At 65.6% G+C, this 23,871-nt stretch carries 8 protein-coding genes and 1 pseudogene; all 9 read right to left on the bottom strand.

The features are described from left to right. Nucleotides 1-39: 39 nt before the first annotated feature. The gene (locus LRM18_RS05130; RefSeq protein ID WP_053461818.1) at nucleotides 40-354 is read right to left on the bottom strand and encodes a hypothetical protein; all 315 of its coding nucleotides are present in this window, start codon (nucleotides 352-354) and stop codon (nucleotides 40-42) included. A 107-nt stretch (nucleotides 355-461) separates the two neighbouring features. After that, nucleotides 462-1,628, bottom strand: a complete 1,167-nt coding sequence (locus LRM18_RS05125; protein ID WP_270952005.1) for an MltA domain-containing protein — start codon at nucleotides 1,626-1,628, stop codon at nucleotides 462-464. A 67-nt stretch (nucleotides 1,629-1,695) separates the two neighbouring features. Continuing rightward, the gene (locus tag LRM18_RS05120) at nucleotides 1,696-2,442 is read right to left on the bottom strand and encodes an N-acetylmuramoyl-L-alanine amidase (protein WP_270952003.1); all 747 of its coding nucleotides are present in this window, start codon (nucleotides 2,440-2,442) and stop codon (nucleotides 1,696-1,698) included. Between the two features lie 130 nt (nucleotides 2,443-2,572). Next, nucleotides 2,573-3,010 carry a hypothetical protein gene (locus LRM18_RS05115; RefSeq protein ID WP_270952001.1) on the bottom strand — a complete coding sequence of 146 codons (438 nt, stop codon included), beginning with the start codon at nucleotides 3,008-3,010 and terminating at the stop codon, nucleotides 2,573-2,575. Nucleotides 3,011-3,200: 190 nt separating this feature from the next. Continuing rightward, nucleotides 3,201-4,397: pseudogene (locus LRM18_RS05110) on the bottom strand (IS3 family transposase). Nucleotides 4,398-4,501: 104 nt separating this feature from the next. After that, nucleotides 4,502-4,873 (bottom strand): hypothetical protein, encoded by a 372-nt coding sequence (locus LRM18_RS05105; protein WP_241738408.1) that lies wholly within the window; start codon nucleotides 4,871-4,873, stop codon nucleotides 4,502-4,504. Next, entirely contained in the window at nucleotides 4,870-20,313 is a 15,444-nt protein-coding gene (locus LRM18_RS05100) for a hemagglutinin repeat-containing protein (protein WP_270951997.1), read from the bottom strand. Before LRM18_RS05100 ends, LRM18_RS05105 begins: the two co-directional genes overlap by 4 nt. 106 nt (nucleotides 20,314-20,419) lie before the next feature. Further along, nucleotides 20,420-22,144 carry a ShlB/FhaC/HecB family hemolysin secretion/activation protein gene (locus tag LRM18_RS05095; protein WP_270951995.1) on the bottom strand — a complete coding sequence of 575 codons (1,725 nt, stop codon included), beginning with the start codon at nucleotides 22,142-22,144 and terminating at the stop codon, nucleotides 20,420-20,422. 295 nt (nucleotides 22,145-22,439) lie between these two features. After that, on the bottom strand, nucleotides 22,440-23,870 hold the full coding sequence (gene amt, locus LRM18_RS05090; protein ID WP_053506115.1) for an ammonium transporter: 1,431 nt from the start codon (nucleotides 23,868-23,870) through the stop codon (nucleotides 22,440-22,442). Nucleotide 23,871 lies beyond the last annotated feature (1 nt).

Genomic DNA, 23,871 nt, shown 5'->3' with positions numbered 1-23,871 from the left:
AGCAAGGCTCGGCACTACAAGGGCGGGGTGCCGGGGGGATTACACCGGGTAACCGGTGGCTTCCCGTGCCTTCTTCCAGGCGGCTTCGAATTCACGCGCGGAGATTTCGTCGTCCTCGTCGAAATCCAGGAACGACACTGGCTGGTCGGCCAGCAGGAAGCGATCGTCGCTGTGGGCATGCTCGTCGGCCCAGACCATCTTGGTGCCGTAGATTTCCACCTGCCGCACGATCTTCTCGCCGCGCGCTTCCATCAGCACGTTGCCCTTGCCCAGGCCCGATTCGGCCCAGTGCTTGTAGTACTTCTTTGCGGCGGATTTCGCGCCGGATTTTGCGTTGTGCTTTGCGTAGGTCATTGCAGGGGCCCTGGCCGCAGGCGCGGCCGGAAAGTACGGAATGGCGCCATTATCAGGCATCCGGGGTCAGAGCCCTTTCCTTTGGAAGGGATCCGACCCTTGCCGGTTCAGTTCGGCAGGGGCACGCCCTTCGGCCACAGCATCCAGATGTTGCCCTTCTGCTTCATGTCGCCAGCCAGCTTGCCGGCGGCATCGCCGCTGCCCCAGTACAGGTCGGCGCGCACTTCGCCGGCGATGGCGCCGCCGGTGTCCTGCGCAGCCACCGGGCGCACCACCGGGGTGCCGTCCGGGCGCGTGGTGGACAGCCACAGGAGGCTGCCCAGTGGCACCACGGTGCGATCCACCGCCACGCTGTAGCCGGCGGTGAGCGGCACGTTCAGTGAACCCCGTGGCCCCTCCGGGCTGTCCGGGTTGCGCACGAAGAACACGTAGCTGGGATTGCTGCGCAGCAGTTCCGGTACGCGCGCGGGATGGGCCCGGGCCCAGGCGCGGATCGCGTCCATGGTGACGTCTTCCTTCTTCAGCTGGCCCTGGTCCACCAGCCAGCGACCGATCGCGCGGTACGGGTGGCCGTTCTGTTCCGCGTAGGCCAGCCGCACCTGCTTGCCATCGGCCAGGCGCACGCGGCCGGACCCTTGGATCTGCAGCAGCTGCAGGTCCATCGGGTCGGTCAGCCACGCCAGCACCGGGGCCTTGGCGCCCTTGGCCGCGATGGTGCCGGCGTCGTCATAGGGCTTGAGCACCTTGCCTTCGACGCGACCACGCAGGCGCTTGCCCTTCAGTTCCGGGTAGAGGCTGTCCAGCTGCACCACGATCAGATCATCGGGCGTGCCGTACACCGGTACCGTGGCCTTGTCGGTACGGGTCAGGCTGCCGGGGTAGATCGGCTCGTAGTAGCCGGTAATCAACCCGTCGGCCTGATGGCCACCGGCACGCAGCGCGTAGGCATCGAGGTCGCGCTGCAGGAACTGGCGGATCGCGGCCGGGTCCTTGTCTGACACCGCGGCGGCGGTGGCGCAGGGTTTGGCCCAGACAGCGTCGTTTTTCAGGCGGGCGCAGCTGCTGCGCCAAGCCACGAAGCCGGCCTGCAGATCAGCGTCGGAGACTGCGGGCAGGGCTTTCCAGTCGACTTTGGCGTAGGTGGCCGCCGGCGGCGAGGGCGACGTGGGCGCTTCGGAACCCGTGCGGGGAGCGGTGGTTGCGCAACCGGCGAGCACCGCCGCTGCCAACAGGGTCCAGTGCTTGCGCTTGAAGAAGGTAGCGGAATCGATCATGCCGCCATGGTGGAGTGCCGGCCGCTGGGCGGCAACCCAGCGCGGGGTCAAGCGTTCATGCGCGGGGTCACGGCATCTGCAGCAGCAACGAATGCAGGATGCGGGCGTCCTCGGCATCCAGCGTCTTCGGCAGGTCGTCGCGGCCACGGAAGCGGCGGTGGAAGGCGGCGACGGTGGCTTCGCGGTTGTCGAGCGGATAACCGAAGCGGGCCAGCGCATTCCAGGCGTCGAAGCCTTCCGGTGCCGCGCCGTCGGCCGCGCGCGGCCACACGCCGAAGCCGGCCTCGGCCAACTGCTGCCATGGGAAGAAGCGGCTCGGATCCTGCTTGCGCGTCGGCGCCAGGTCGGCATGGCCGATCACCTGGCGCGGCGGAATGTTCAGGCGCGTGGTGAGATCGCGCAGCAGCACGATCAGCGATTCGATCTGCGCTGCACTGAACGGGCTGCGGCCATCGTTGTCGAGCTCGATACCGATCGAAGCCGAGTTGAGATCGGTGATGGTGCCCCAGCGCCCGGCGCCAGCGTGCCAGGCGCGGCGCTCATCGGCCACCAGCTGGTAACGGTGGCCATCGGCGCCGATCAGGTAGTGCGCACTGACCGGTCCACCGCTGTTGGCGGTGCGCAACGTATGCAGGCTCTGCTGCACCGACTTCTGCTCGGTGTGGTGGATGACGATGATGACCGGCGTGCGCGCGTTCTGGTTGGGTGATGGCACCCAGGTGGCGAGCGGGTTGTGCTGCACCGGCGCGGTGGCGGTGCAGGCCGAAAGAGCCAGGGCCAGCAGTGTGGAAGCCAGGAGGCGGGGGCTGATCATGGGCGGATTGTAACCATGGACCGCGTCTATCGTTCGACGCCGCGTGCCGAACAACGTCGCCGATGGCCCCGCTGTCCGCATGGGACTGCGGGACCTGTTCAGGCCAGCGCTCGGCCAGCCGATGTGCCGCTCAACCTCGGAAGAATGACAAGTTGTACAGGAACAGGCCCCAGACCACGATCGCGAGTGGGAGCTCGAAGAACGCGGAACGGTGCCGCAGTGCCATACGGATGAACATCACCGCGGTCAATATTGGCTGCCCGAAGAAGCAGACCCAGAAGAGCACTTCTACGCCCGGCAAAGCAGACAGCTCGTAGATTCCGAGGGAGTTGTCAGTGTGCCGATTAAAGGTGACCGCTCCCCAGGAGACGAGCAGGAAAAGCCAGGTCAGTGACTGATGATCGACAGAAGCTTGACCCACCATTTCGTTACCTTGATTTCGCCGCTCATGTTCGTTACCTGTCGAGGAATCCATGTGAATCTGGAGGTAAGTGAACGTCAGCGAGTCAGCGGTAAGTTCGCTGTTCCCTGCATTCGTGGTGGCGATCGTGCCATCCGCCAGATTCACACGCCTGACATTGGCTTGGTAACCGCCATTGCCTGCAAACGATCCGCTCTGCTGCCCCCGGTAGCTGCCGTTGGTTTTGCTTGCTCTGGCATAGTCATCGGCATTTCACGCAGGGCCGACAAATCCTGCACACCACCGCCCACGTGGCGGCTCTTGGACATGCTCTCGGCCATGTCCTGCAGTCTATCGGTTACTCCAGGTGAACAGCCAAGCCAGTGTTTCCAGCGAAAGTTGATCCAAAGCTGGATGACGGACGGACATTGAAATTCGCTTGGAACCAGTCTTCTCGGGCGAATTCCGCAGGGGTTTTCCATGCCAGTGCTCCGTGGGGCGCTCCTTGTTATAGAAACGCCGCCACGCTTCGACTTTGCTCCTTGCGTCGGCTAGCGACAAGAATCAATGCTCGTTCAGAAATTCCTGCCGCAGCCGGCCGTTGAAGCTTTCCACCATCGCATTGTCTGTCGGCGTACCACGCCGGGAAAAATCCAGCTCCACGACGTTCTCATAGGCCCAGCGGTCCATCACCTTGCCGGCAAACTCACTGCCGCTGTCCACCTTAATCGCGTCCGGCCTGCCCAGTTGAGCGACCAGCCTTGCCACCCCTTCGGCCACATTGTCTATACGCAACGAATGATCCACAACGATCTCCAGGCACTCGTGCGTGAAGTGATCCAGCACCGGTAGCAACTGAAAGCGACGTCCATCGAACAGCGCGTCACTGACAAAGTCCATGCCCCACAGGGCGTTGGGGGCCGTGGCCACCTTGACCGGTTGCCGGCGACGGCGCTGCGACTGCGGCGCGGCCGGCAATGCCGTAAAGAAAGGCCTTCTTCCTTCTAGATGCGATGCACGCGCTTGTGGTTATCCCGCCAACCCTTCCGGCGCAGCACCACCTGTACGCGCTCACAACCGTAGTGAATCCGCGTCTGAGTAATCTCATGCATCCGCCGACGGATAGCACTACCGCCATGCACCTTGGGCGTGTAGGAAAATGCCGAGCGCGACATCGACACGATCCGTAGCGCACGCCGCTCACTGCTGCCAAATCGCTCCTGCAGCCGCCGCACCCAGGCACGCCTCGGGGCAGGCCTCAGAGCCTTCTTGTGACCACCTCCTGCAGCATCGCCTTGTCCAGGCTGGGGTCGGCCACCAGCTGCTTGAACTTGAGCTTACGCTCCTACTCCTTCAGCAACCGCAGCCGTTTGAGTTCGGACCGACCCAACCCGCCGTACTTCTTGCGCCACACGTAGAACGTCGCCTCCGCAATGCCCAGTTTGCGGCACACCTCACCGACCGCCATCCCTAGTTCGACCTGCTTGAATGCCCATCCGCATTGATTGTTGATCCAATCACGAAACCCACTGATAGCCCAGACAAGAAAAAACATTATTCAAACAATTACCACTTTAAATTCAACAACCAACAATAATGGCACGAAACAGAATTGCTAAGCAGCAAAAAAAACGACCCCAGCAAAGACGCGACACGCCTCTAACTACTGACCCCCCAGCCATCTCCTTCGTAAGACAGCGGCGGAGCGTATTCCCCATCCCGAATTACCGGACACCAACCCATGCTGGCATAGAAAAACTGCAGATCAGTAACGTCATAGAGGCCCAAACTAACCGGCCGAATCGTGATAAGCCCTCTCGCATAATGAGAATACTTTCCACCGGCACCTGCAACCGCCCGCAGCGCCAGCTCCCGACGATCCCACTCCTCCATCACGCCTGTAACTTCAGGATTGCTGTCGAAGATGACCACCTCAAAGCAATCGGCCACTTTACACAGGCAGGGAATTCGCTCCTGATTTATCAGATCCTCAGAAGCAAGATTATCTGGAAAACTAATCCTCAATTTCACTTTTTCCCCCTCGGAACTACAACATCGCCCGAAAAATTTCTCTCGAACGTGGACAATGGACTAAAGTACTGAACACCATGAGGATCTCGAATAGCTACAACCTTGAGACCGGCGCGCTCGGTAACACCATCAACCACCACAAAATGGGAGAATGTTGAACCCCCACTTCCGTCAATCACACGCACAACGACTGGAGTCCCGTCAGCAGTATAGCGTGCAAGATCAGCGACGCTTCTGTTCTGGAATGCAGTTGCTGGAACCCCTTCCGAGCGCATCAGCCTAGCCACGTCAACACCGGAAATTCCAGCCTCTCCTGGAGCAACCTTACTGATCAGACGATTTACATCTACTTCCTTCCCATACGTGCTTAGAACCATCGCGCATGAATTATGCCCGCATGTTGGCGTATTTCCCTGATTGAGAACTGTACGATCGCCACTTCTGGGAATTGCATCTTCGCGCAAAGGATGCGTCGAAGCTCCCCCTCCCGCGACTTCGCCCCAAGGATCGCTCTTAATTGCCCCCCTCTCCAACGCCGCCAGTTTTCTGGCCTTCGCGGCCGCCCGCATCGCGGTGACATCACCCAGGCTGATCACAGCCAATGCGACGTCCAGCCCCATGTCACCCTTGGTGAAGCCGTTTGCGGCCACATCGGCCAGGTTCCATTTCTGGTTCAGGCCCAGCTCGTAGGTCGCCGCATCCCAGCCGTTCCCGAAGTAGCCTGAAATGGACGACCAGGCGCCGGCACCCTTTTCCTTCACGACACCCCAGCCGCCAATTTCGCCGATGCGCTGGAAGTCGTTCAAGGCCTGCTTGGTGCTCTCAATGGACATGTAGATGGCATTCATCTTCGCCATGTCCATGACCATTCCACCCGCGTTGGTCACCACGCCTGCTCCAGAGCCCACCTTGTCGAACAGCAGATTCAGTGCCGCGTTGGCTGCCGCCTCCTGTGTCTTCCCATTCAACGCGAGCATGCCGGCGGTGAATGGATCGCAGCGCCCCGCCGCTGCACAGGTGACCTTGTAACGGGCATCCAGCGAGGACGTATGCGTCAGCAGATCGGAGGCGACCTGGCCACCATTGCCCTTCGTCAGTGCCGCCTGGGCCAGATCAAGGCCATTGTCCTTGATCCATCGCAGATAGGTGGAATCATTCTGGGTAAGTGACCAATAGGCGTCACCCAGCTTCGTCTGCTCTGCGCGGCAGGCAGGCGAATCGGCAGCCGCGGTGCATGCAGCAATCAGTGCCGCATTACGCGCGTCCGATAGCGCTGCCAGCTCCTTCTGTTCGCCGCAACGCTCCCCGCTCTTCGTGCAGCTCAGCATAGCGTCGAGGAACTGCATGCGCTCGGCATGATTCAGATAGTTGTTCTCGACGGAGTTCCTGGCGATGGTGGCTCCCAACGCCGCACCCATGGCTCCGTCTCCACCAATCCCACCCGCCATCGCGCCGACCGCCTGGCCCAATGCCTTGATCTGCTGTTCCTGCTCCGGAGTCAGCTGCCCGCCATTCTGCTGCGCGTAGTAGTCACCCAGGAATTTGGCTGCCAGTTCACCCCCTCCGGCAGCAGCGGCTCCGGTACCTGCCGAACCGCCATTCGCCTCCGCAAGCAGCGCGCCCAGAAGCGCATGCGAGAGCATCTGCATCGCCTCACTGGGGACGGCGCTCTGCTTGTTGGGATCGAATGTCTTTCCAATCAGCTCAGCGGCGTAGGGCGCGAGTGTGTTCGAGATGACCTGACCACCTGCGTGCCCTGCCACGCCGCCGACCAGCGCGGTGGAGACCGCGTTGAGCGCACGACCATAGGTACCGTCGGGTGCCCACTTCTGCTGCGTGACCAGCGCATCAGGGTAAGAGCTGTCAAAGCCGGCAAGGGCGGTGTACTGATCCTTGGGACTGAGGTTGGCAAAGGCCTCCTTCTCTGCGGCGCTCTTACCCTCCAGGTAGGCATCGGTGATCTTGTTGATCCCGTAGCTGCCAATGTCCGATGCGATCTGCTTGCTGGTGGCCAGTACCGTGCTTGCTGCATTCGCCAGCGCCTGCTGGTCGGCCAGCAGCTTGTTGGCATCCGGCATCGCCTCCAGCGCACGGTGTGCCGCTGCAGCATCGGTATTGACACCAAGTTCGGCCGCCGTGGTCTTCCTGCCGCCGATGGTGATATTGCCCTCGGTCAGTGTTGCACGCGTGCTTGAGCTGTCGCTGCCACTTTCATGCATCGGCAGTCCACCGCCGAACGCGACACCATCCACGCCGCCAAACGTTCCGGATTTGATGTTGCTGCCGATGCCCTGCAGCTGCTCAACCGCTCCCACACCCTTGTCCGTCGGGCCCTTGCCACTGCTGCCGAAGCCACCACTGATGCTGCCCGACGTGGCCTTGTAGTCCATGTGGTTCTGCAGGTCGGTGAACGTCAGCGAGCCCGCAGTCAGTTCACTGTTGCCCGCATTGGTGCTGGCAATCGCGCCGCCCACCAGGCTCACGTGACCTGCATCGACGTGGTACCCGCCATTGCCGGCAAACAGGCCGCTCTGCTGGCCAACGCCCTGATAGCTGCCGTTGGCCTTGCCTCCGCTGGCGTAACCGTCGGCATTCCACGCGGTACCGAACGACACCTGCACGCGACCGCCCACCTGGCTGTTCTTCGACATGCTCTCGGCGATGTCCTGCAACGACTCGATGGTCAGCGTGCCGCCGGTCTTGACGTCGATGCGATCAGCGGTCGCCGTGGCGCCACGGAGGATGGTATCGCCCTCGGCCTTCATCGAGATGTTCTTGCCGGTCAGCGTGGTGTTCTGCCAGGTGCTGCTCTCGGCATTGGACTTGCTGCTGCCGACGCTGGCTTCGGCGTACACATACACACCGGTCTGCGCGCCCACCGCAACGCCCACGCCGACTTCGGCGCCAGCATTGCTGCTCTTGCTGCGGTCGGCCACATGCGCCTTGCCCGCTTCCAGCAGGATGTCACCGGCCGAATCCAGACTGAGCGTGTTGCCCGCGCTCAGATTGCCCTGCACCACGTGGATGTCGCCCTGGGTGCTGGTCAGGTTGACGTTGCCGCCCCCCTGGATGGTGGAGCCGCGCGAGACCTGGCTGCTGCCATCGGCACTGCTGCTGGAGGTCTTGAAGCCGACGCCGGCCTCGGCACTGAGCAGTGCCCCGCCTCCGCCCTTGCCGGCCATGCTGGAGATGGCACTGGCGGCCTGATAGGCATTGGCACCAGCGGCAAGTCCCTGCATCTTCTGCAGGCGGTCGTCGGACTTGCGCGCGGCGTCGACGTTGTTAAGCAGATCGATCAACGGCGACTTCACCCGCGCGAAGGCACCGATCTTCAGGTCCTTGTCGCTCTGCGAGTAGTGGCCACTTTCGTCGGCGGTCAGCAGCTCGATCTCGGCAGCGGTGATGTTCACGTCCTTGGCTGCCACTACATTGCTGGCGCTCTGCGTGTACTTGCCACCTGCGGTGAGGTTGACGTTGCCGCCGAGGCTGCCGACGGTGCTGGCCACCTGTGAGACCTGCGCGCTGTCATCACGATGCTGTTCGCGATGCCAGCCGGAGAATTTCTCGGTATCGGAGATCTGCACAGTGCCGATCGCCTTGCTGTCCGAGCGGTTGGCATTGCTGACCGTGTCCTGTCCGCTACGGATCGCCAGATCGCCCGCAGCACGGATGCTGACGTCCTTCTCCGCCGCAATGTTGGCGGCGGTCAGGCTGATATTGCCCTCCGTGGTGGCCATGCGCACGCCACCACCGACCGACAGCTGGGTGCCGGTAATGGTGTCGCTCTGTCCGGCGCCATCGCTGCGTGAGTTGTTGGTGCCGAACGGCAGGCCTGCCGAGTTGGTGGCGATACCCCAACCCTTGCCACGGCTGTCGCTGTCACTGCGCTCGGTATTGTGCGCGACATCGAACACGATGTCCTTGGTGGCCAGCAGGGCGGCATTGCCCTCGGCCGACATCTGCGCACCCTGGCTGGTGATCGAGCCGCCATTGGCAATCAGCGAGAGATTGCCACCTGCATTGAGGTTGCTGACCCGGGCATCACTGGTCGAGTGGCTCTGGTTGCTGTTCGAGCGCTGGCTGCCAGCCGTGATCGCCGGCAGCACAGCCGCCGACACGCCGGCCGCCACGCCCTCGGCGGTGCGCGTGATCCGGCCCATCATCGTGCCGCTATCGGCCATGCCTTCGGTAGCGTTGTCGCGTGCGGCGCGGTACGCCTTGGCCGGGTCGTAGGTGACGCCCACCGAGAACCCGCTGGACTTGCTCGACTGGCTGGACTGCGTATCCACGGTGTCCTGCCGGGCAACCAGATTGATGTCCCTGCCGACCAGGGTCAGATCCTTGCCTGCCGCCACGTCGGACGCCGCGACCGTCAATTGGTTGCCGGCGTTGATCAGCACGCTGCCTTCGCGCGAGGCGATGGCCGAGCCGACCTGGGTGGTCGACTGCTCGGCAGTGCTGCTGCTGTTCTTCGAGCTACCGTAACCGATCGAAGCGGTGCCATTGGAAAAGCCACCGGTGAAGCCGGACTTCTTCCTGCTTTCGCTGGACTCGCTGCTGTGATGGTCCTCAGCGGAGGTGATCAGCACATTGTTGCCAGCGCCGAGAACGACCGTACCCGTGGCATCGACCACCGCGCCCACCGCGGTCAGGTCACGGCCGGCGGTGACGCTCACGCTCTCGCCCATCAGACCGGTGCCGATCGCGTAGCTGTCGCTGCTCTCGGCATGGCGGGTGGTGGTGGTGCTCGAAAGTGTCTTCTTTTTCTTATCGTAACTGTCCAGGCTGAAGTCATGCGTCTCGCTGGCCGAGAGCAGGTTGACGTCGCGACCGGCGGTCACACTCAACGTGCCATCCGAGCTGGTGGCCTGGGTAGCGGTCAGATTGATATCGCGGTTTGCCCTCAGCACCATGTTGTCGCCAGCCAGCAGCTGGCTGCCGCGCACGGTCTCATCACTCTGGCTGATCTGCAGCGAGCTACGCTTGCCACCGGCGTTGAAGTCGCTGCTGCGGCTGTCCACCAGCACCTGGCTGTTGATGTCCCCACCGGCCTGGAGGGCCATGCCGCCATCGGCCTTGATGCGGGTTGCAGCCAGGTTGATGTCCTTGCCCGCTGCCAGCACCACATCGCCAGCGCCTTCAATCGAAGACACCGCATGCGTGGTCTGGCTGTTGCTGATGTGGTTGCGGTTGTCGTGGTTCAGCGCGCTGCTCTGGCCCAGCGTCTGCGCACCCAGGTCCAGGGTGCCGCCAGCAACCAGCTGGGTGATGCCATCCTTCCCGGCATTGCGGATCTCCGCCGCCTTGAGGCCGATGTCACCGCCGGCCACCACCGACAGCACGCCGTCGCCGCTGGGATTGGTGACATACAGGCCAGCCACGCGATCGAGCGTGGTCTTCTGCTGTGACAGGCGATCGCCCTGGTCCTTCCATTCCGTGGTGGTCGAAGCCACGGTGATGTTGCCGCCGGCCTTCAACGCCAGCGCATCGGTAGCCTTGACGGTACTACCGATGATATCGATGTCCTGCCGCGCCGACAGGCCCACCTGGGCACCGCTGATCTGGCCGCCGGACAGGTTGCGGATGTTGCCGGCATCGATGCTGACCAGCTGCCGGCCGGCAATCGTGCCGCTGTTGACCAGGTCACCGCGCAGCTTGACGTCCACCTCCGCGCCGGCCAGCAATGCGCCATCGTTGCCAAGGTCGCCCGGCAGCACCCGCAGGTAGACCTGCGGGACCAGCGCGCGAACCACCGAGCCATCGGCCAGGGTGACGTCCTTTTCCACCAGCCAGACGATGTCGCTGGTCAGGCGTGCCATCTGCTCGGCGGTGAGCGCCACGCCGGGGCGCAGACCCCATTCGCTCGCCACCGTGGCACCGGCCTCCAGCAGCGCGCGGTACTGCTCCTCGTCGCTGGCGTGGCCGCTAAGGAAGCGGCGGCCGGTGAGCTCTCCGATCTGCTCGCGCACCAGCTTCTGCTCGTAGAAGCCATCACCCAGACGCTTCTGCGTCTGCGCGGGATCGAAGCCTGCGCGCTGCAGAAGGTAGTCCGAGCTGAGCCAATCACGATAGCTGGTAAAGCGCGGGTCGGTTTCCACGATGTGGTTGCCACGGTTGGCATCCACATTGAACAGGCTGGCGGTGGGCGCACTGGCATTCGGGTTGGTGGTGACCACCACGCGCGGATCAGCACCGGTTGTCGTTGTGGCCTGCTTGCCATCCACCGCGGCATTGCCACCACTGCCGGCATGCTCTCCGGCGCGCACCGCCGCCGGGCCGTTGGCATTGGCCTGCCCGGCCTCGGTGGCACTGATGTCCTGGGTCGTGCCAGCGCCCGCCCCGGCATTGCCGGCCTGGCCGGGGCCCTGGGCACCCGCCGCGTCTGCCCGCACGCCGTCGGCCTGCGCTACCGCCTGCTGATGGCCGCCGTTGGCCCCCTGCGCCGCGCCAGCGGTGCCCGGCCCCTGCGCGTCCACGCTGCCCGCACCCTGCCCCGTGCTCTGGCCGGGCCCCTGCACGCTGCCCGCGCCGGGACCGACCGCACCTGCACCGCGGCCGTTGGTATCCACCTGCGCGGTGCCCTTGCCACCACCGGCGTTGGGGTTGCTGCCCCCGGTGTTGTCGTTGCGCAGGTTGCCGACATCGATGGTGAGCTTGCCACCGGCGGTTATCGACGAACCCAACGCACCGGTCTTCTCGGTGATCGGTGCCGCCTTCCAGCGGCTGGAGGAGCCACCGTAGGTGATGGACACGTTGTCGAAGGTGCTGGTGCGGGTCAGCTGCTCGGCAGCATTGATCACCTCGGATTGATCGCGATTCAGGCCGACGATGGCCAGGTCGCGACCCGCAGCGATGTTGGCGAAACGGTTCTCCAGCCGATCGGTGCTGATCCGCATGTTGCCGCCCGCATTGATCACGGCGTTGTTGCCTGCCGAGACCACCACGTCTTCCACGGTGGTGCGGGTGGCAATGCGGGTTTTCTCGTTGCCGCTGGTCTCCTGCGGGTGACGCTGCATGTTGATCAGCGTCGCGTCCGGATTGTCATAGTCCGGATAAGTGATGAGCTGCACGCAGGTGGTGGTGCAGGTGCCGTAGGCGTTGTTGTACCGGAGGGTATCGGTCACGTACTCGATCGGCGGCGAACCGGCCCCGCGGACGGACAGGTCGCGGAAGGGATCTTCCGCGCCCGCGCCGAGCTGGTCGGGATTGTTGCGGTTGTCGGCACGGCCGACGTAATAGATCGTGACGGTGCCGTCCTGCACGTTGAGGCGTTCGCGTGAAGCGCGCGCACCATACGCGCCGCCGCGGGCAAAGGCATAGGCGCTGGTGTTGCTGGTCAGCCGGATGACCGCCTTGCGGATCTGCTGGCCATCCGGGGTGACGTAGGGGGTGTCTTCCAGGATGTCCGACGGATCAAGGTAGTAGATCTCGTACGGCTGGTAGTTCGAGGTTGCCCTGAAATCGCGGTTGTTGTTGTTGGCGTTCTTGAACCAGCCGGGCTGCTCCAGCCGGACCGGCGCGTGCACGGTGGTGACCTTCTCCACGACTACGTTCTCGCGGATGTTGTTCACTGCCAGCGCGGACAGATCCAGGTTGCCGCTGACCTCGATGGTGGATCCGATGTTGTCGACCCGCTGCGCGCTGCCTACTGCGGCCAGGCCGTTCAGGGCGCCGCCGATGGCGGCGTCGCCATCGCTGAAGATCAGGCTCTTGCCACTGTTGGTCAGCGTGCCGACGCCGAGGTCCAGGCGCTGGCGCGCGGCGATGGTGCCTGCACGGTCCACGCCACCGATGTTGGCCGCCACGTTGTTGAGCGAGCCCGCCTGGATCGCGACGCGGTCACCGTAGATGCGGCCGCTGCCGATGTTGTCGACGGTCGCGGCGGTGATATGGGTGACGTTGCCGTCCATCAGGCCGTAGTTGACCAGTGCGCCGCCCGCTGCAAGGCGGGTCAGGCCGATGCTGCTGATCTCGCCGGTGGACGCATTGGTGATGTTGCCCGCATTGATGTTGACGTTGGCGCCGGCCAGCTTGCCGGTGTTGTCCAGGTTGCCCTGGATGGACAGGCTCAGCGTGCCGTTGGCCACCATCTCGCCACGGTTGGTGTGGCTCTGTCCCAGCTCCAGCGTCATGTCACCCTGCGACATCAGCCGGCCGTCACCGATGATCTCGCGGGTGCGGAGGGTCTGCTGCCTGCCGGCCACCAGGGTGCCGCCGCTGTTGACCAGGGTATCGGCGCGGACATCGGAGCCCAGGGCCGCCGACACCAGGCCACCGCTGTTGTCCAGGCGCTGGTTCACCTGCAGCACGAGGTTGTCCGCAATCACCTGGCCGTTCTGGTTGTCCAGGTTGCTGGTGGTTACCTGCAGGGTCTTGCCCTGCAGCCCCAGTGCAGGACCATTGCCCGGGCTGAGCGTATTGCGGTTGTCGACGTGGCTGGCCTGCAGGTCGAGGCGGCCGGTCGCGGCCACCAGGCCGCCACTGTTGAGCAGCGCGCCCTGCAAGCCGATATCGGCGTTGCCACCGGCGGTCACGCTGCCACCGCTGTTGGCCAGCTGCTGCGCGCGCAGCAGCAGGTCGGCCGCACTCACCAGCGAGCCACCGCCACTGTTGTCGATGTTGATGGCCTGCACGTCGGCGCCGGACTTGGCGGACACGGCGCCGCCACGGTTGTCGAGATCGCCGCTGCGGATCTGCAGCGTGCCGCTGCTGACGATGCCGTTGCCATTGGAACCGGCATTGGTCAGCCGCTGTCCCCCAGTGTTGATGCTGAGCGCCGCCGCCGATTGCATCAACCCGCCGGTATTGTCCAGCGCACCACTGCGCAGCTCCGCATTTCCGGAAAGGCTGGCAATGATGCCGCTGCGGTTGTCCAGCGCCTGGCCGCGGGTATCCAGCTGCAGGTCGTTGGCGATGATCCGGCCACTGGTGTTGTTCAGGCCGCTGGCCGAGACCTGCAGGTGCTTGCCGGCCTGGACCAGGCCAGCCTGGTTGCGCAGCACTTCACCGCTGGTCAGCTGCATGTCCTGACCAGCCGCCACGGTGCCACCGTCGTTGTTGATGGACTGTGCCTCGGCCAGCAGTGCGCCTCCGGCGGACAGGGTGCCCTTGTCGTTGTTGTCGAGCAGGCCGTCGACGCGCACGGTCAACGCGCTGTTGCCATCGCTGTGCACGGTGCCGCCGCGATTGTCGAACGCGCCTGCTGTGAGGGTGGCGTCCCCTGTGGTCAGGATGCGACCGCCGCGATTCTCCAGCGCACGGGTGATCGCCAGGGTACTGCCACCGCCGCCGGCAGCCTGGATCGTGCCCCGGTTGTTGAGCAGCTGCGCGCTGCGCAGATCCAGCGTGCCATTGCCGGCAAGCGTGCCACCGCTGTTGTCCAGCCTTTCGCGCGCGGACACCTTCAAGGCATCGCGACCGGAGGCGATGATCGAACCGCCCGCGTTGAGCAGCGTGCCGGTATCCACGGCGATGCGGGCAGCCGACAGCGTGCCGTCACGCAAGTCGGTGGTTTCACCGGTCAACTGCAGGGCGCCATTGCTGAGCAGCTTGCCGCCCTGGCCATTCAAGGTGTGCGCGTTGATGGCCAGCGTGCCGGTGCCGGCCTGCTGCACGGTACCGCCAGCATTGCCGAACACTGCGCTGGTCAGGGCCAAGTCGCCATTGCTGGCGATCAGACCGTTGCCGCCATTGTCCAGTGAGGTGGTGGCCTGCACGCTGCTGGCCTGCGTGCCCGTCGCCAGCAGCTTGCCGTTCTGGTTGTCGAAGCGGTCGGCATTGATGTTGAAGTGATCGGCACTGAGCGTGGCGCCGCGATGGTCCACAGTCATCGCATCCAGCTGCAATGCGCCTGCCGTGGCGATGCTTCCGGCAGCTCCATCCAGCTGTTTGGCCTGCACGGTCAACACGCCCTTGCCTGCATGGACGATGCTGCCCGCAGCGTTCACCAGCTGCCCGGCATCGATACGCAGGTTGCCGGCATTGCTGGCGAGGGTGCCGCCGCCGTTGTTGAATCGGCCGGTGACGGTGACCCGGCTGTCGGACGTACCTGCCGAGCTCAACGTGCCGCCCGCATTCGACAGCGAACCGGCGCTGATCTGCTGCGCGCCGTTGGCGGCAATGGTGCCGCCGTCATTGCCCAGCGCGCCGCGCACCTGCAGCGACATCGCCTGGTTGCCGGTGGCGTTCAGCGTACCGCCCGTGTTGTCGAGCTGGCCGACCTCGATGCTGACCTGCTGCGCGGCCGTGGTGCCCGCACTCAGATCGACGGTCTCGCCCTTCAGCTGCAGCTCGCCGTTGCTCACGATACGGCCGGCGTGGCCCTGCAGCGTAGTGGCATCGATCTGCAGCAGGCCGTCACCCGCCTGCTCGATGCTGCCGCTGCGGTTGTCCAGCGAAGCCGCCGCCACCTGCATGCCCGCGCCACTGGCAATCACGCCCTTGTTGCTGTTGTCGAGCAGGCCATCGGCCTTGACCACCAGCCGTTCAGCGCTGTGCAGCGCACCGCCCTGATTGTCGATGCTGCCGGAAGCGATGCCGAGCCCACCGTTGGCCAGGATGCGGCCACCGCGGTTGTTGAGGTCCTGGCCGATGCTCAGCTGGCTGGCCGCTGTACCCGCGGACTGCAGCGTACCGCCGGCGTTGACCAGCACGGCGCTGCGCAGATCCAGGCCGCCGTTGCTGGACACCGTACCGCCGCTGTTGTCGATGCGTTCGCGTGCGCTCAGCCGCAGCATGTCACTGCCGGTCGCGGTCAGCGTGCCGCCGGCGGTGATCAGGGCGCCGGTGTCCACCTCGATCCGCTTGGCCGAGGTGACACCCGCCCGCAGGTCGGTGGTGGTGCCCTTGAGCAGCAGGCTGCCATTGCTGACCAGCGTGCCGCCCGTACCGTTGAGCGCTCCGGCGTTGATCGACAGCACGCCTTCGCCGGCGTGCTGCACGCCACCGCCGGCATTGCCGAACTCCGCCGCCTGGATGCCCAGGTCGCCATTGCTGGCCAGCAGGCCACCCTCGCCGTTGTCCAACGTGCCGGCCACCTCGATCCGGCTGCCCTCGGCACCGGTTGCGATGACCTTGCCGGCCCGGTTGTCGAACGACTGTGCGTCCAGCGCGATGCGCTCGGCCTGCAGGGTGGCGCCGCGATGGTCGACGCTGCCCGCCTGCAGGGTGATGCCCCCTGCGCTGGCAATGGTGCCGCCGTGGCCATCCAGTTGCCCGGTACGCAGCAGCAGGCCCTGCGTGCCGGCATGGCTGAGCGTGCCCTTGACGTTGGCCATGCTGCCGGCGTCGATCTTCAGCTCCGCACCATTGCTGGCCAGCGTGCCGTTGCTGTTGTCGAACAGGCCATTGACGCGCAGCTCAGTGGACGCGCTGCCGGCCGAACTGAGCGTGCCGCCACGGTTGGAGAGCTCACCGGCTTCAATGTGCTGCGCACCGTTGCTGGCGATGGTGCCCGCGTCGTTGGCCAGCCGGCCGCTTACTTGCAATGCCAGCGTTCCGCTGCCGGTTGCACGCAGCGCGCCTGCACTGTTGTCCAGGCTGTCGGCCACGATATCGAGCTGCTCGGCTGCCGCGCTGCCGCCGCGGAGATCCAATGAACCGCCCTGCAGAGACAGCGCGCGGGCGGCACCGATGCTGCCGCCCTGGCCCGACAGCATCTGCGCGTCGATGCGCAGGTTGCTGTTGGCGGAGATCGAGCCGCTGCGGTTCTCCAGCTGGGCGGCACGGATTGCGGATGCAGCGTCACCGGCGGCGATCAACTTGCCGTGGTCGTTGACGAAGCGGCCTGCGTGCACGTCGACGGCGCCATTGCTGCCCAGCGTTCCGCCGGTATTGTCGAGCAGGCTGCGGGCCTGCAACTGGAGCACCTGGCTGCCGAGCGCGCTCAGATTGCCGCCCGCGGTGATCACGCTGTCACCGGCGATGCTGATGCGTTGGGCCGTCGTGGTGCCATCGCGGAGATCGAGGGTATCGCCCTGCAGGTCCAGCGAACCGTTGCTGAGCAGGGTGCCACCGGCGCCGGTCAGGTCCTGCGTGGTGATGACCAGGCTGCCGGAACCGGCCTGCTGCACGGTTCCTCCGGCGTTGCCGAAGGTGCGCGCGTGGATGTCCAGGTTGCCATTGCTGGCAACGGTGCCTCCATTGCCATTGTCCAGCGTGCCCTGCACGCGCAGCGTGTTGCCGCCGGTGCCGGTGGCGATGATGCGCCCACCGCAGTTGTCCAACCCGGTCGCCGTGATATCCAGCTGTGCGGCAGCCAGCGATGCGTCCTGGTGGTCGACCTCGGCCGCAGTGAGCTGCAGGGCGCCAGCAGTGGCAATCTGTCCCTTCGCCCCGTCCAGGCGGCCGGTATCGATGACCAGGCCGGCGCTGCCCGCATGGCTGAGGGTACCGCCGGCATTGACCAGCGCGCCGCTCTTCAGCTGCAGATTGGCCGCGTTGCTGGCGATGCTGCCGCCACTGTTATCGAGCGTGCCGTCGACCCGGATCTGCGACGCTGCAGTACCCGCCGAAGTGAGCGCACCGCCGCGGTTGGACAGCGCGCCCGCCTGGATCTGTTGCGCGCCATTGGCGCTGATGCTGCCGCCGTCATTGCGCAGCAGGCCCTGCACCTGCAACTGCATCGCATTGTTGCCCAGGGACAACAGACTGCCGCCGCTGGTGTCCAGGCCCGTGGCCTTGATCTTCACGTCACGGGCGCGGGTGTTGCCCTTCTGCAGGTCCAGCTGCTGCCCGCTCAACTGCAGCTGGCCGTTGCTGGCGATGCTGCCGCCAGCCCCCTGCACGGTGATCGCCTCGATCTGCAGCGTGCCGGTGCCGGCATGGTCGATGCTGCCGCCCTCGTTCAGCAGCCCATCGGCCTTGATGTCCAGATCGCCATTGCCGGACAGCAGGCCGCGCTGGTTCTGCAATCGCTGGCTAGCATGGATGCGGCTGGTGCCAGTGCCTGCGGCGATCAGTTTGCCGCCATCGTTGATGAGGATGCCACTGTTGATGTCCAGCGCACCATTGGCGCCAATGGTGCCGCCGCTGTTGTCCAGGGTGCGCGATACCTGCAGCTGCAGCGTGTCGCCGCCCGTCGAGGTCAGCGTGCCACCGGCGGTGGTCAGGTCGCCGGCACGTACATCGATGCGCTGCGCGGCGGTGGTGCCGTTGCGCAGGTTCAGGGTATTGCCGTGCAGCTGCAGGGTGCCGTTGCTGAGAACAGTGCCGCCCTGGCCCTGCAGGTTGGCGGTGGCAATGCGCAGGTTGCCGGCGCCCGCCTGCTGCACGGTGCCAGCAGCATTGCCGAAGGACGCCGCGTCGATCTGCAGGTCGGCGTTGCTGGCCAGCAGGCCACCGTCGCTGTTGTCCAGGTGATTGCGGACGTTGAGCGTACTGGCCTGCAGCCCGGTGGACAGCACGCGGCCGCCACGGTTGTCGAAGTCCTGTGCGGTCAGCTCGAGCTCGCGGGCGACCAGCTGCGCGCCGCGGTGGTCGGCACGGCCCAGCAGCAGGTCTGCCGCGCCTGCGGTGGCGATGCTGCCTTGCACACCGTCCAGGACCCCCGCACGCAGCAACAGCCCTTCACTGCCAGCGTGGCTGATGCCACCTCGCGTGTTGACCAGGGTGCCGATGTCCAGACCCAGGCGCGTGGCATTGCTGGAGATGCTGCCCTCGCTGTTGTCGAGCTGGCCAATCGTCCAGGTCGTCCCGGCGCTGCCACCGTGGGCGAGGCTGCCGCCGCGATTGATCGCCGACATCGCCTTCAACTCGAAGCCACGGGCGAAGGTCATGCGGCCGCCACTGTTGTCCAGCTGTTGCACCTGCGCGCTGGCCGCGCCCTGGACCTGCAGGGTGCCACGCATGTTGCGCAGCGCCTGTCCCTGTACCTGCAGGGTGCTTGCGCCCAGGGTGCCGTCGCTGTTGTCCAGGCTGTTGCGGGCGCTGAGCTGCAGGTCGCCACTGGCTTCAATGCGGCCGCCGTCGTTGCCCAGCGTTCCGGCGATGTTGAGCACACCGGCCGCCAGCGGCGGAAGCGGCGTGACCGGCGGGGTGCCGGTGCCAGGAGAGCCGGTGCCCGGAGTACCCGTGCCTGGCGTGCCGGTACCCGGGCTGCCCGTACCCGGTGTCCCGGTTGCCGGTGTACCCGTGCCAGGCGGGGTACCGGTGCTGGTACCCGGCGACACACTGGCGACGTTGCCGATACGGCCCTGCAGATTGCTGACGTCGGCCGCCTGCAGCTGCAGCACCTGCGCGCCAAGCTGTTCGATGCTGCCGCCACGATTGCGCAGTGCATCGGCATTCACTTCGATGCGCCGCGCGTTGAGGGTGCCGCCGCTGTTGTCGACATCCGCAGGGGTCTGCAGGCGCAGCTCGCGCTCGGCACTGAGCGTGCCGGCATTGGCGATGCCCGCGCTGGCGTCGATGCGCAGGTCCTGTTGCGCATGCATCGCGCCGGTGTTCTGCAGCCGGCCGTCGGCAGTGACGACCAGCTCGCCGGCCTGCGCGCCGATCTTGCCGGCGTTGCTCACGCCCACGCCGTGTTCGTTGCCGACCAGCCAGATGCGATTGGCGTACATGCCGCCCAGCGCGCCCACATCCAGCGCGAAGGTGGGCGCCGCGGATGCAGGACTCTGCAGCTGCACACTGCTGTGGTCAGCGCTGACCACGTTGCTGCCCAGGCTGGCCTGCAGCTGGTTGGCCCAGATGCCGGCGTTGACCTGCAGCGAACGGGTGATGATGTCGGTGTAGTCGGCGCGACTGGTATCCAGGCCTGCGCCACCGATACCGATGCTGCCACCTTCCACGCGGTACCCGTCCAGCACGCCCTGGGTGACGATCGGCGTACCGGTGGTGAGGGTCACCCGGCTGGCATTGAGGAAGCCCGCGCCATTGACCTGGATGCCGGCCGGGTTGGCGATGACCACCTGCGCCCGCGCACCCGCCACTTCCACGTAGCCATTGAGGTGGCTCGGATTGCTGCTGTTGATCTCGTTGAGGATGACGCGCGCGCTACCCGTGGCCAGCCACGGATTGCCCTGCACCCAGCCGCCCAACTGGGTCTGCACCTCACCGCGCGAGTTGTTGAGGATGACGCCCTGCTGGCCGACGTCGAACTGCTGGTAGGTATTGCGCGACACGCCGCCAGCGCTGGGCGTGGTGATGTTGACCTGGGGCGTGCCGTTGGCCGAGGTGATCACCGTCGGGCGCTGGTTCGCCGGCGCGCCGGGGTCTGCGGCAATTCGGCCCGGGTCGGCCGGCGCCTGCTGCGCAGACAACGGCTGCACCAGACCCACCCACCCCAGCATCAGCCACAGCGCGAAACTGATCGGACGCAGCGTGCCAACCGTACGGCCTTCCCGGTTGTCGGCACCGCCGTGCGTGGCGTTGGCCAGCTCGGACGCCACCTGCATGACCCCGAGCGTACGGTTGAAGACCAGACGGTAGACTTTGTTCACGGCGCTGATTCCTTTCGGTGCTGTTGGGTTGTATGCGCAGCAGGCTGCGCGGTACCGCATCGTGTTGGCCGCGCAGCGGACTGCGCAGGCCGGTCATGTGCAGGTGTCAGAACGAGACGCCCACGTTCATTCCGAACGTGGTGTAGGCGGTCTGGAAACCACGTGGCTTGGACAGCGGGCTGCCGACGAACGCATCCCAGTTGATGTGGCGGGTGCCACCGCGAAGTCCGAGCGCGGTACCGGTGAGCCGGTTGCCCAGCAATCGCGCCGTGGACGGGCCGGCAACACGCCCGTGATCAACGGCAACGTAGGCCTCCACGCCGCCGCCCAGGGGCACGCCCACTTCATTGCGCAGCAACCAGCCACGCTCACCGGTCAGCGACATTTCGCCATCAAAGCCACGCACGGTGTAGCGGCCACCAATGGAGAACCGGTCCTGCGGCACCAATGGCGAGCGGTTCCACTGCGCGCGCCAGCTGCCGATGTAGCGCAGGCTCTGCTTGCCCCACTGCAGGGGCAGGACCAGTTGCGCGTCCGCGGTATAGATGCGGCCATGCGCCGTGCCTTCGCCAAAGGCCTCTTCCGGCGCACGCAACGCGTTGAAGGCACCGGTACCCTTGCGGTACGCCAGGTTCACATCCAGCGTCGCCTTGCCGATGAAGTGACGGTGGCCCAGGCCCAGCTCCCAGCCGGCCATGCGGCGGCGCTGCACTTCGATCTCGGTGTCGTTGATGAAGTTGTCCGATTCGCGATACCAGCCACGCGCGTACATGCTGGTCTTGGCGTGCGCATTGCGGAACAGCATGCGGGTCAAACGCAATTCCGCGTTGCGGCTGGAGCCGCTGTAGACGTAGTTCTCGAACGCACCGGCAACGGTCTGCTCATAGTCGTACTTGCTGGCATTGGCGCCCAGCAACCAACCGCCCAGCGGCAGGCTGTAGTGCGCCGCCCAGCTGTCGGTGCCACGTTCGCTGCCATTGAACACCGATCTGCCCACGTTGATGTAGAACAGATCGCTCAGGCCCGCAGGGTTGTCCACCGACACCGTGGCACCGGCCTGCATCTTGCCCGTGCTCTGGCTGCCGGCATCGTCCAGGGTCAGATTGACCCGTACCGGGCGCGCCTGCTTCCAGCTGATCACCAGGTCGCTTTCGCCGGGTTTGGCGGCCGCGCCGTCGGCTGGTGGCGCGATCTGTATGTCCACCGAGGCGGTCGGCACGCGTTGCAGGTTCTCCAGCGCCTGCTCGATGTCACGCAGGTTCAGCACCTCGCCGCGCGTCACCGGCATCGCGTTCCAGAGGGCGGGGATACGGCCTTTTCCATCGGCGAAGCGGATGGCGTTGACGCGCCCTGGCACGACCGTGAGCGTCAGGATGCCGGCCTTCAGGTCCTGCGGTGCGGCCAGGATGCGGGTGGTGACGTAGCCGCGCTCGATGATCGCGTTCTGAACGCGCTTCATCACGACGTCCACGCCGCCCGTGCCCAAGCAGCGCCCGGTGGCGGGATCGCTGCGGGGATCAGCTGCCGCCAGCGCCCATCGGAAGCGGTCCGCAAGATCCCCCTGCAGCGCGATGGCGTTGATGGTGAAGCACGGTGACTCCTCCATCGGCAGGTGGCCGAGGTCTTCGGTAGCCGGCTGCAGGCGGACGTCCGGCGTGGACTCCTGCTGTTCACGCAGGAGGCGCTCGCGCTCCTGCTGCCGGAGCAGTTCCTGATCCGGCGACACCGTCTGCGCCCATGCCGGCGCCTGGAGGCCGGCGATGGCCAATCCCACGCCCACGGACAACCGCCACCGCAACGCGCGGCTGCGTACCTTACGTCCCTGTTTCACGATGCTCTTTCCCTGCGGATAACTGCCAGTCCGACGAGTATTCGGCTGGAAGAGGCCGCACTTTAGGGGAATCGCATGGAAGGCGACAGAGCCGGCAAGCTACGCGGGCCAACGCCTTGCCCAGCAAAGTGTGATGTCCGACGAGGCGGCTTCTGGCAGCCGGCGGCCATCGGAATCTGCTCCGACGCTGCCAGCCGGTGGATAGACATCGGCGGCCCTAGGGCCGCCGAGGGCGGACGCCCGCTACTGCCTGTGCGACGGCAGTAACGAGGCGTCCGCGAAACCGTGAAGCCGGTCAGGCCTCGTACGCCGATTCGCCGTGCGAAGTCACATCCAGGCCGGTGCGTTCGGCCTCTTCGGTCACGCGCAGGCCAACCACGACCTTGACCACCAGCAGGATGACCGCGGTCACCACCGCCGACCACAGTACGGTCAGGCCGACGCTGACCACCTGCACCCACACCTGGTGGGCGATATCCAGATCGGCCTTGGTTCCGCCCAGCGACTGTGCACTGAACACGCCGGTGAGGATCGCTCCGACGATGCCGCCGACACCATGCACACCGAACACGTCGGCAGTGTCGTCCACTTTCAGCAGGCGCTTGAGACCGGTCACGCCCCACACGCAGACCACGCCGGCGACGAAGCCGATCACGATCGCGCCAAGCGGCCCGACGGTGCCACAGGCCGGGGTGATGCCGACCAGCCCGGCCACCGCACCCGACGCCGCACCCAGCGCCGACGGCTTGCCCTTGCCGATCGCCTCCACCAGGGTCCAGCCAAGCACGGCAGCAGCGGTGGCCAGCACGGTGTTGAGGAAGGCCAGCGAGGCCACCGTATCGGCGGCGGCGGCGGAACCGGCATTGAAGCCGAACCAGCCCACCCACAGCAGCATGGCGCCGATGTAGGTAAACGGTACATTGTGCGGCTTCAGCGCGGTCTGGCCGTAGCCCAGGCGCTTGCCGACGAACCACGCGCCGACCAGGCCGGCCACGCCCGCATTGATGTGCACCACGGTGCCACCGGCGAAGTCGATCGCGCCCAGTTCACCCAGGTAGCCGCCGCCCCAGACGATGTGTGCCATCGGGATGTAGCTGAGGGTGAACCACAGCGCCGAAAACAGCAGCACGGCGCGGAACTTGATGCGCTCGGCGAATGCGCCGACGATCAGCGCGGTGGTGATGCCGGCGAAGGTCGACTGGAAGGCGACGAACAGGTAATCCGGCAGGCCCTTGATCGGCGTGTTGCCCACCGACTCCGGGGTGAAGCCCTTGAGGAAGGCGAATTCGGTGAACGAGCCGAAGAACGGATTGCCGGCGCTGAACACCGCGCTGTAGCCATAGGCCACCCACAGCAGCAGCACCAGCGAGAACACCACCAGGATCTGGCTGAGCACTGACAGCACGTTCTTCGAACGCACCAGGCCGCCATAGAACAGGGCCAGGCCCGGCACGACCATCAACAGCACCAGCAGGGTGGAGGTGAGCATCCAGGCGACGTCGCCACGATCATAGGCGGCGGCGGCTTCGGCCACGGCCGGCGCAGCGGCGGTGGCGGCCGCGTCGTGCAGCGGCTCGACCGCCACGCTTTCGCTGGGCAACGGCGAGACCTGGGCCTGGGCGTGGGCGCTGCCCGGCCAGGCGCCGGCGGCCAGCGCGCTGAGCAGCATCAGCAGGCACACCAGGTGGAACCGGGCTTGCCACCCGGTGAGAAGGCGCATCTTCATG

Origin of the sequence: Stenotrophomonas sp. PI_27 (genome assembly GCF_027854495.1) — a bacterium.
Lineage (GTDB): Bacteria > Pseudomonadota > Gammaproteobacteria > Xanthomonadales > Xanthomonadaceae > Stenotrophomonas > Stenotrophomonas pavanii.
Note: the sequence above shows the minus strand (reverse complement) of the source record. Positions and strands in the feature narration are given on the sequence as shown.

Bases quoted from the DNA above. Each gene is read 5' to 3' on its own strand.
- LRM18_RS05125 (WP_270952005.1), bottom strand. From the start codon at position 1,628: ATGATCGATTCCGCTACCTTCTTCAAGCGCAAGCACTGGACCCTGTTG.
- LRM18_RS05130 (WP_053461818.1), bottom strand. From the start codon at position 354: ATGACCTACGCAAAGCACAACGCAAAATCCGGCGCGAAATCCGCCGCA.
- amt (WP_053506115.1), bottom strand. From the start codon at position 23,870: ATGAAGATGCGCCTTCTCACCGGGTGGCAAGCCCGGTTCCACCTGGTG.
- LRM18_RS05120 (WP_270952003.1), bottom strand. From the start codon at position 2,442: ATGATCAGCCCCCGCCTCCTGGCTTCCACACTGCTGGCCCTGGCTCTT.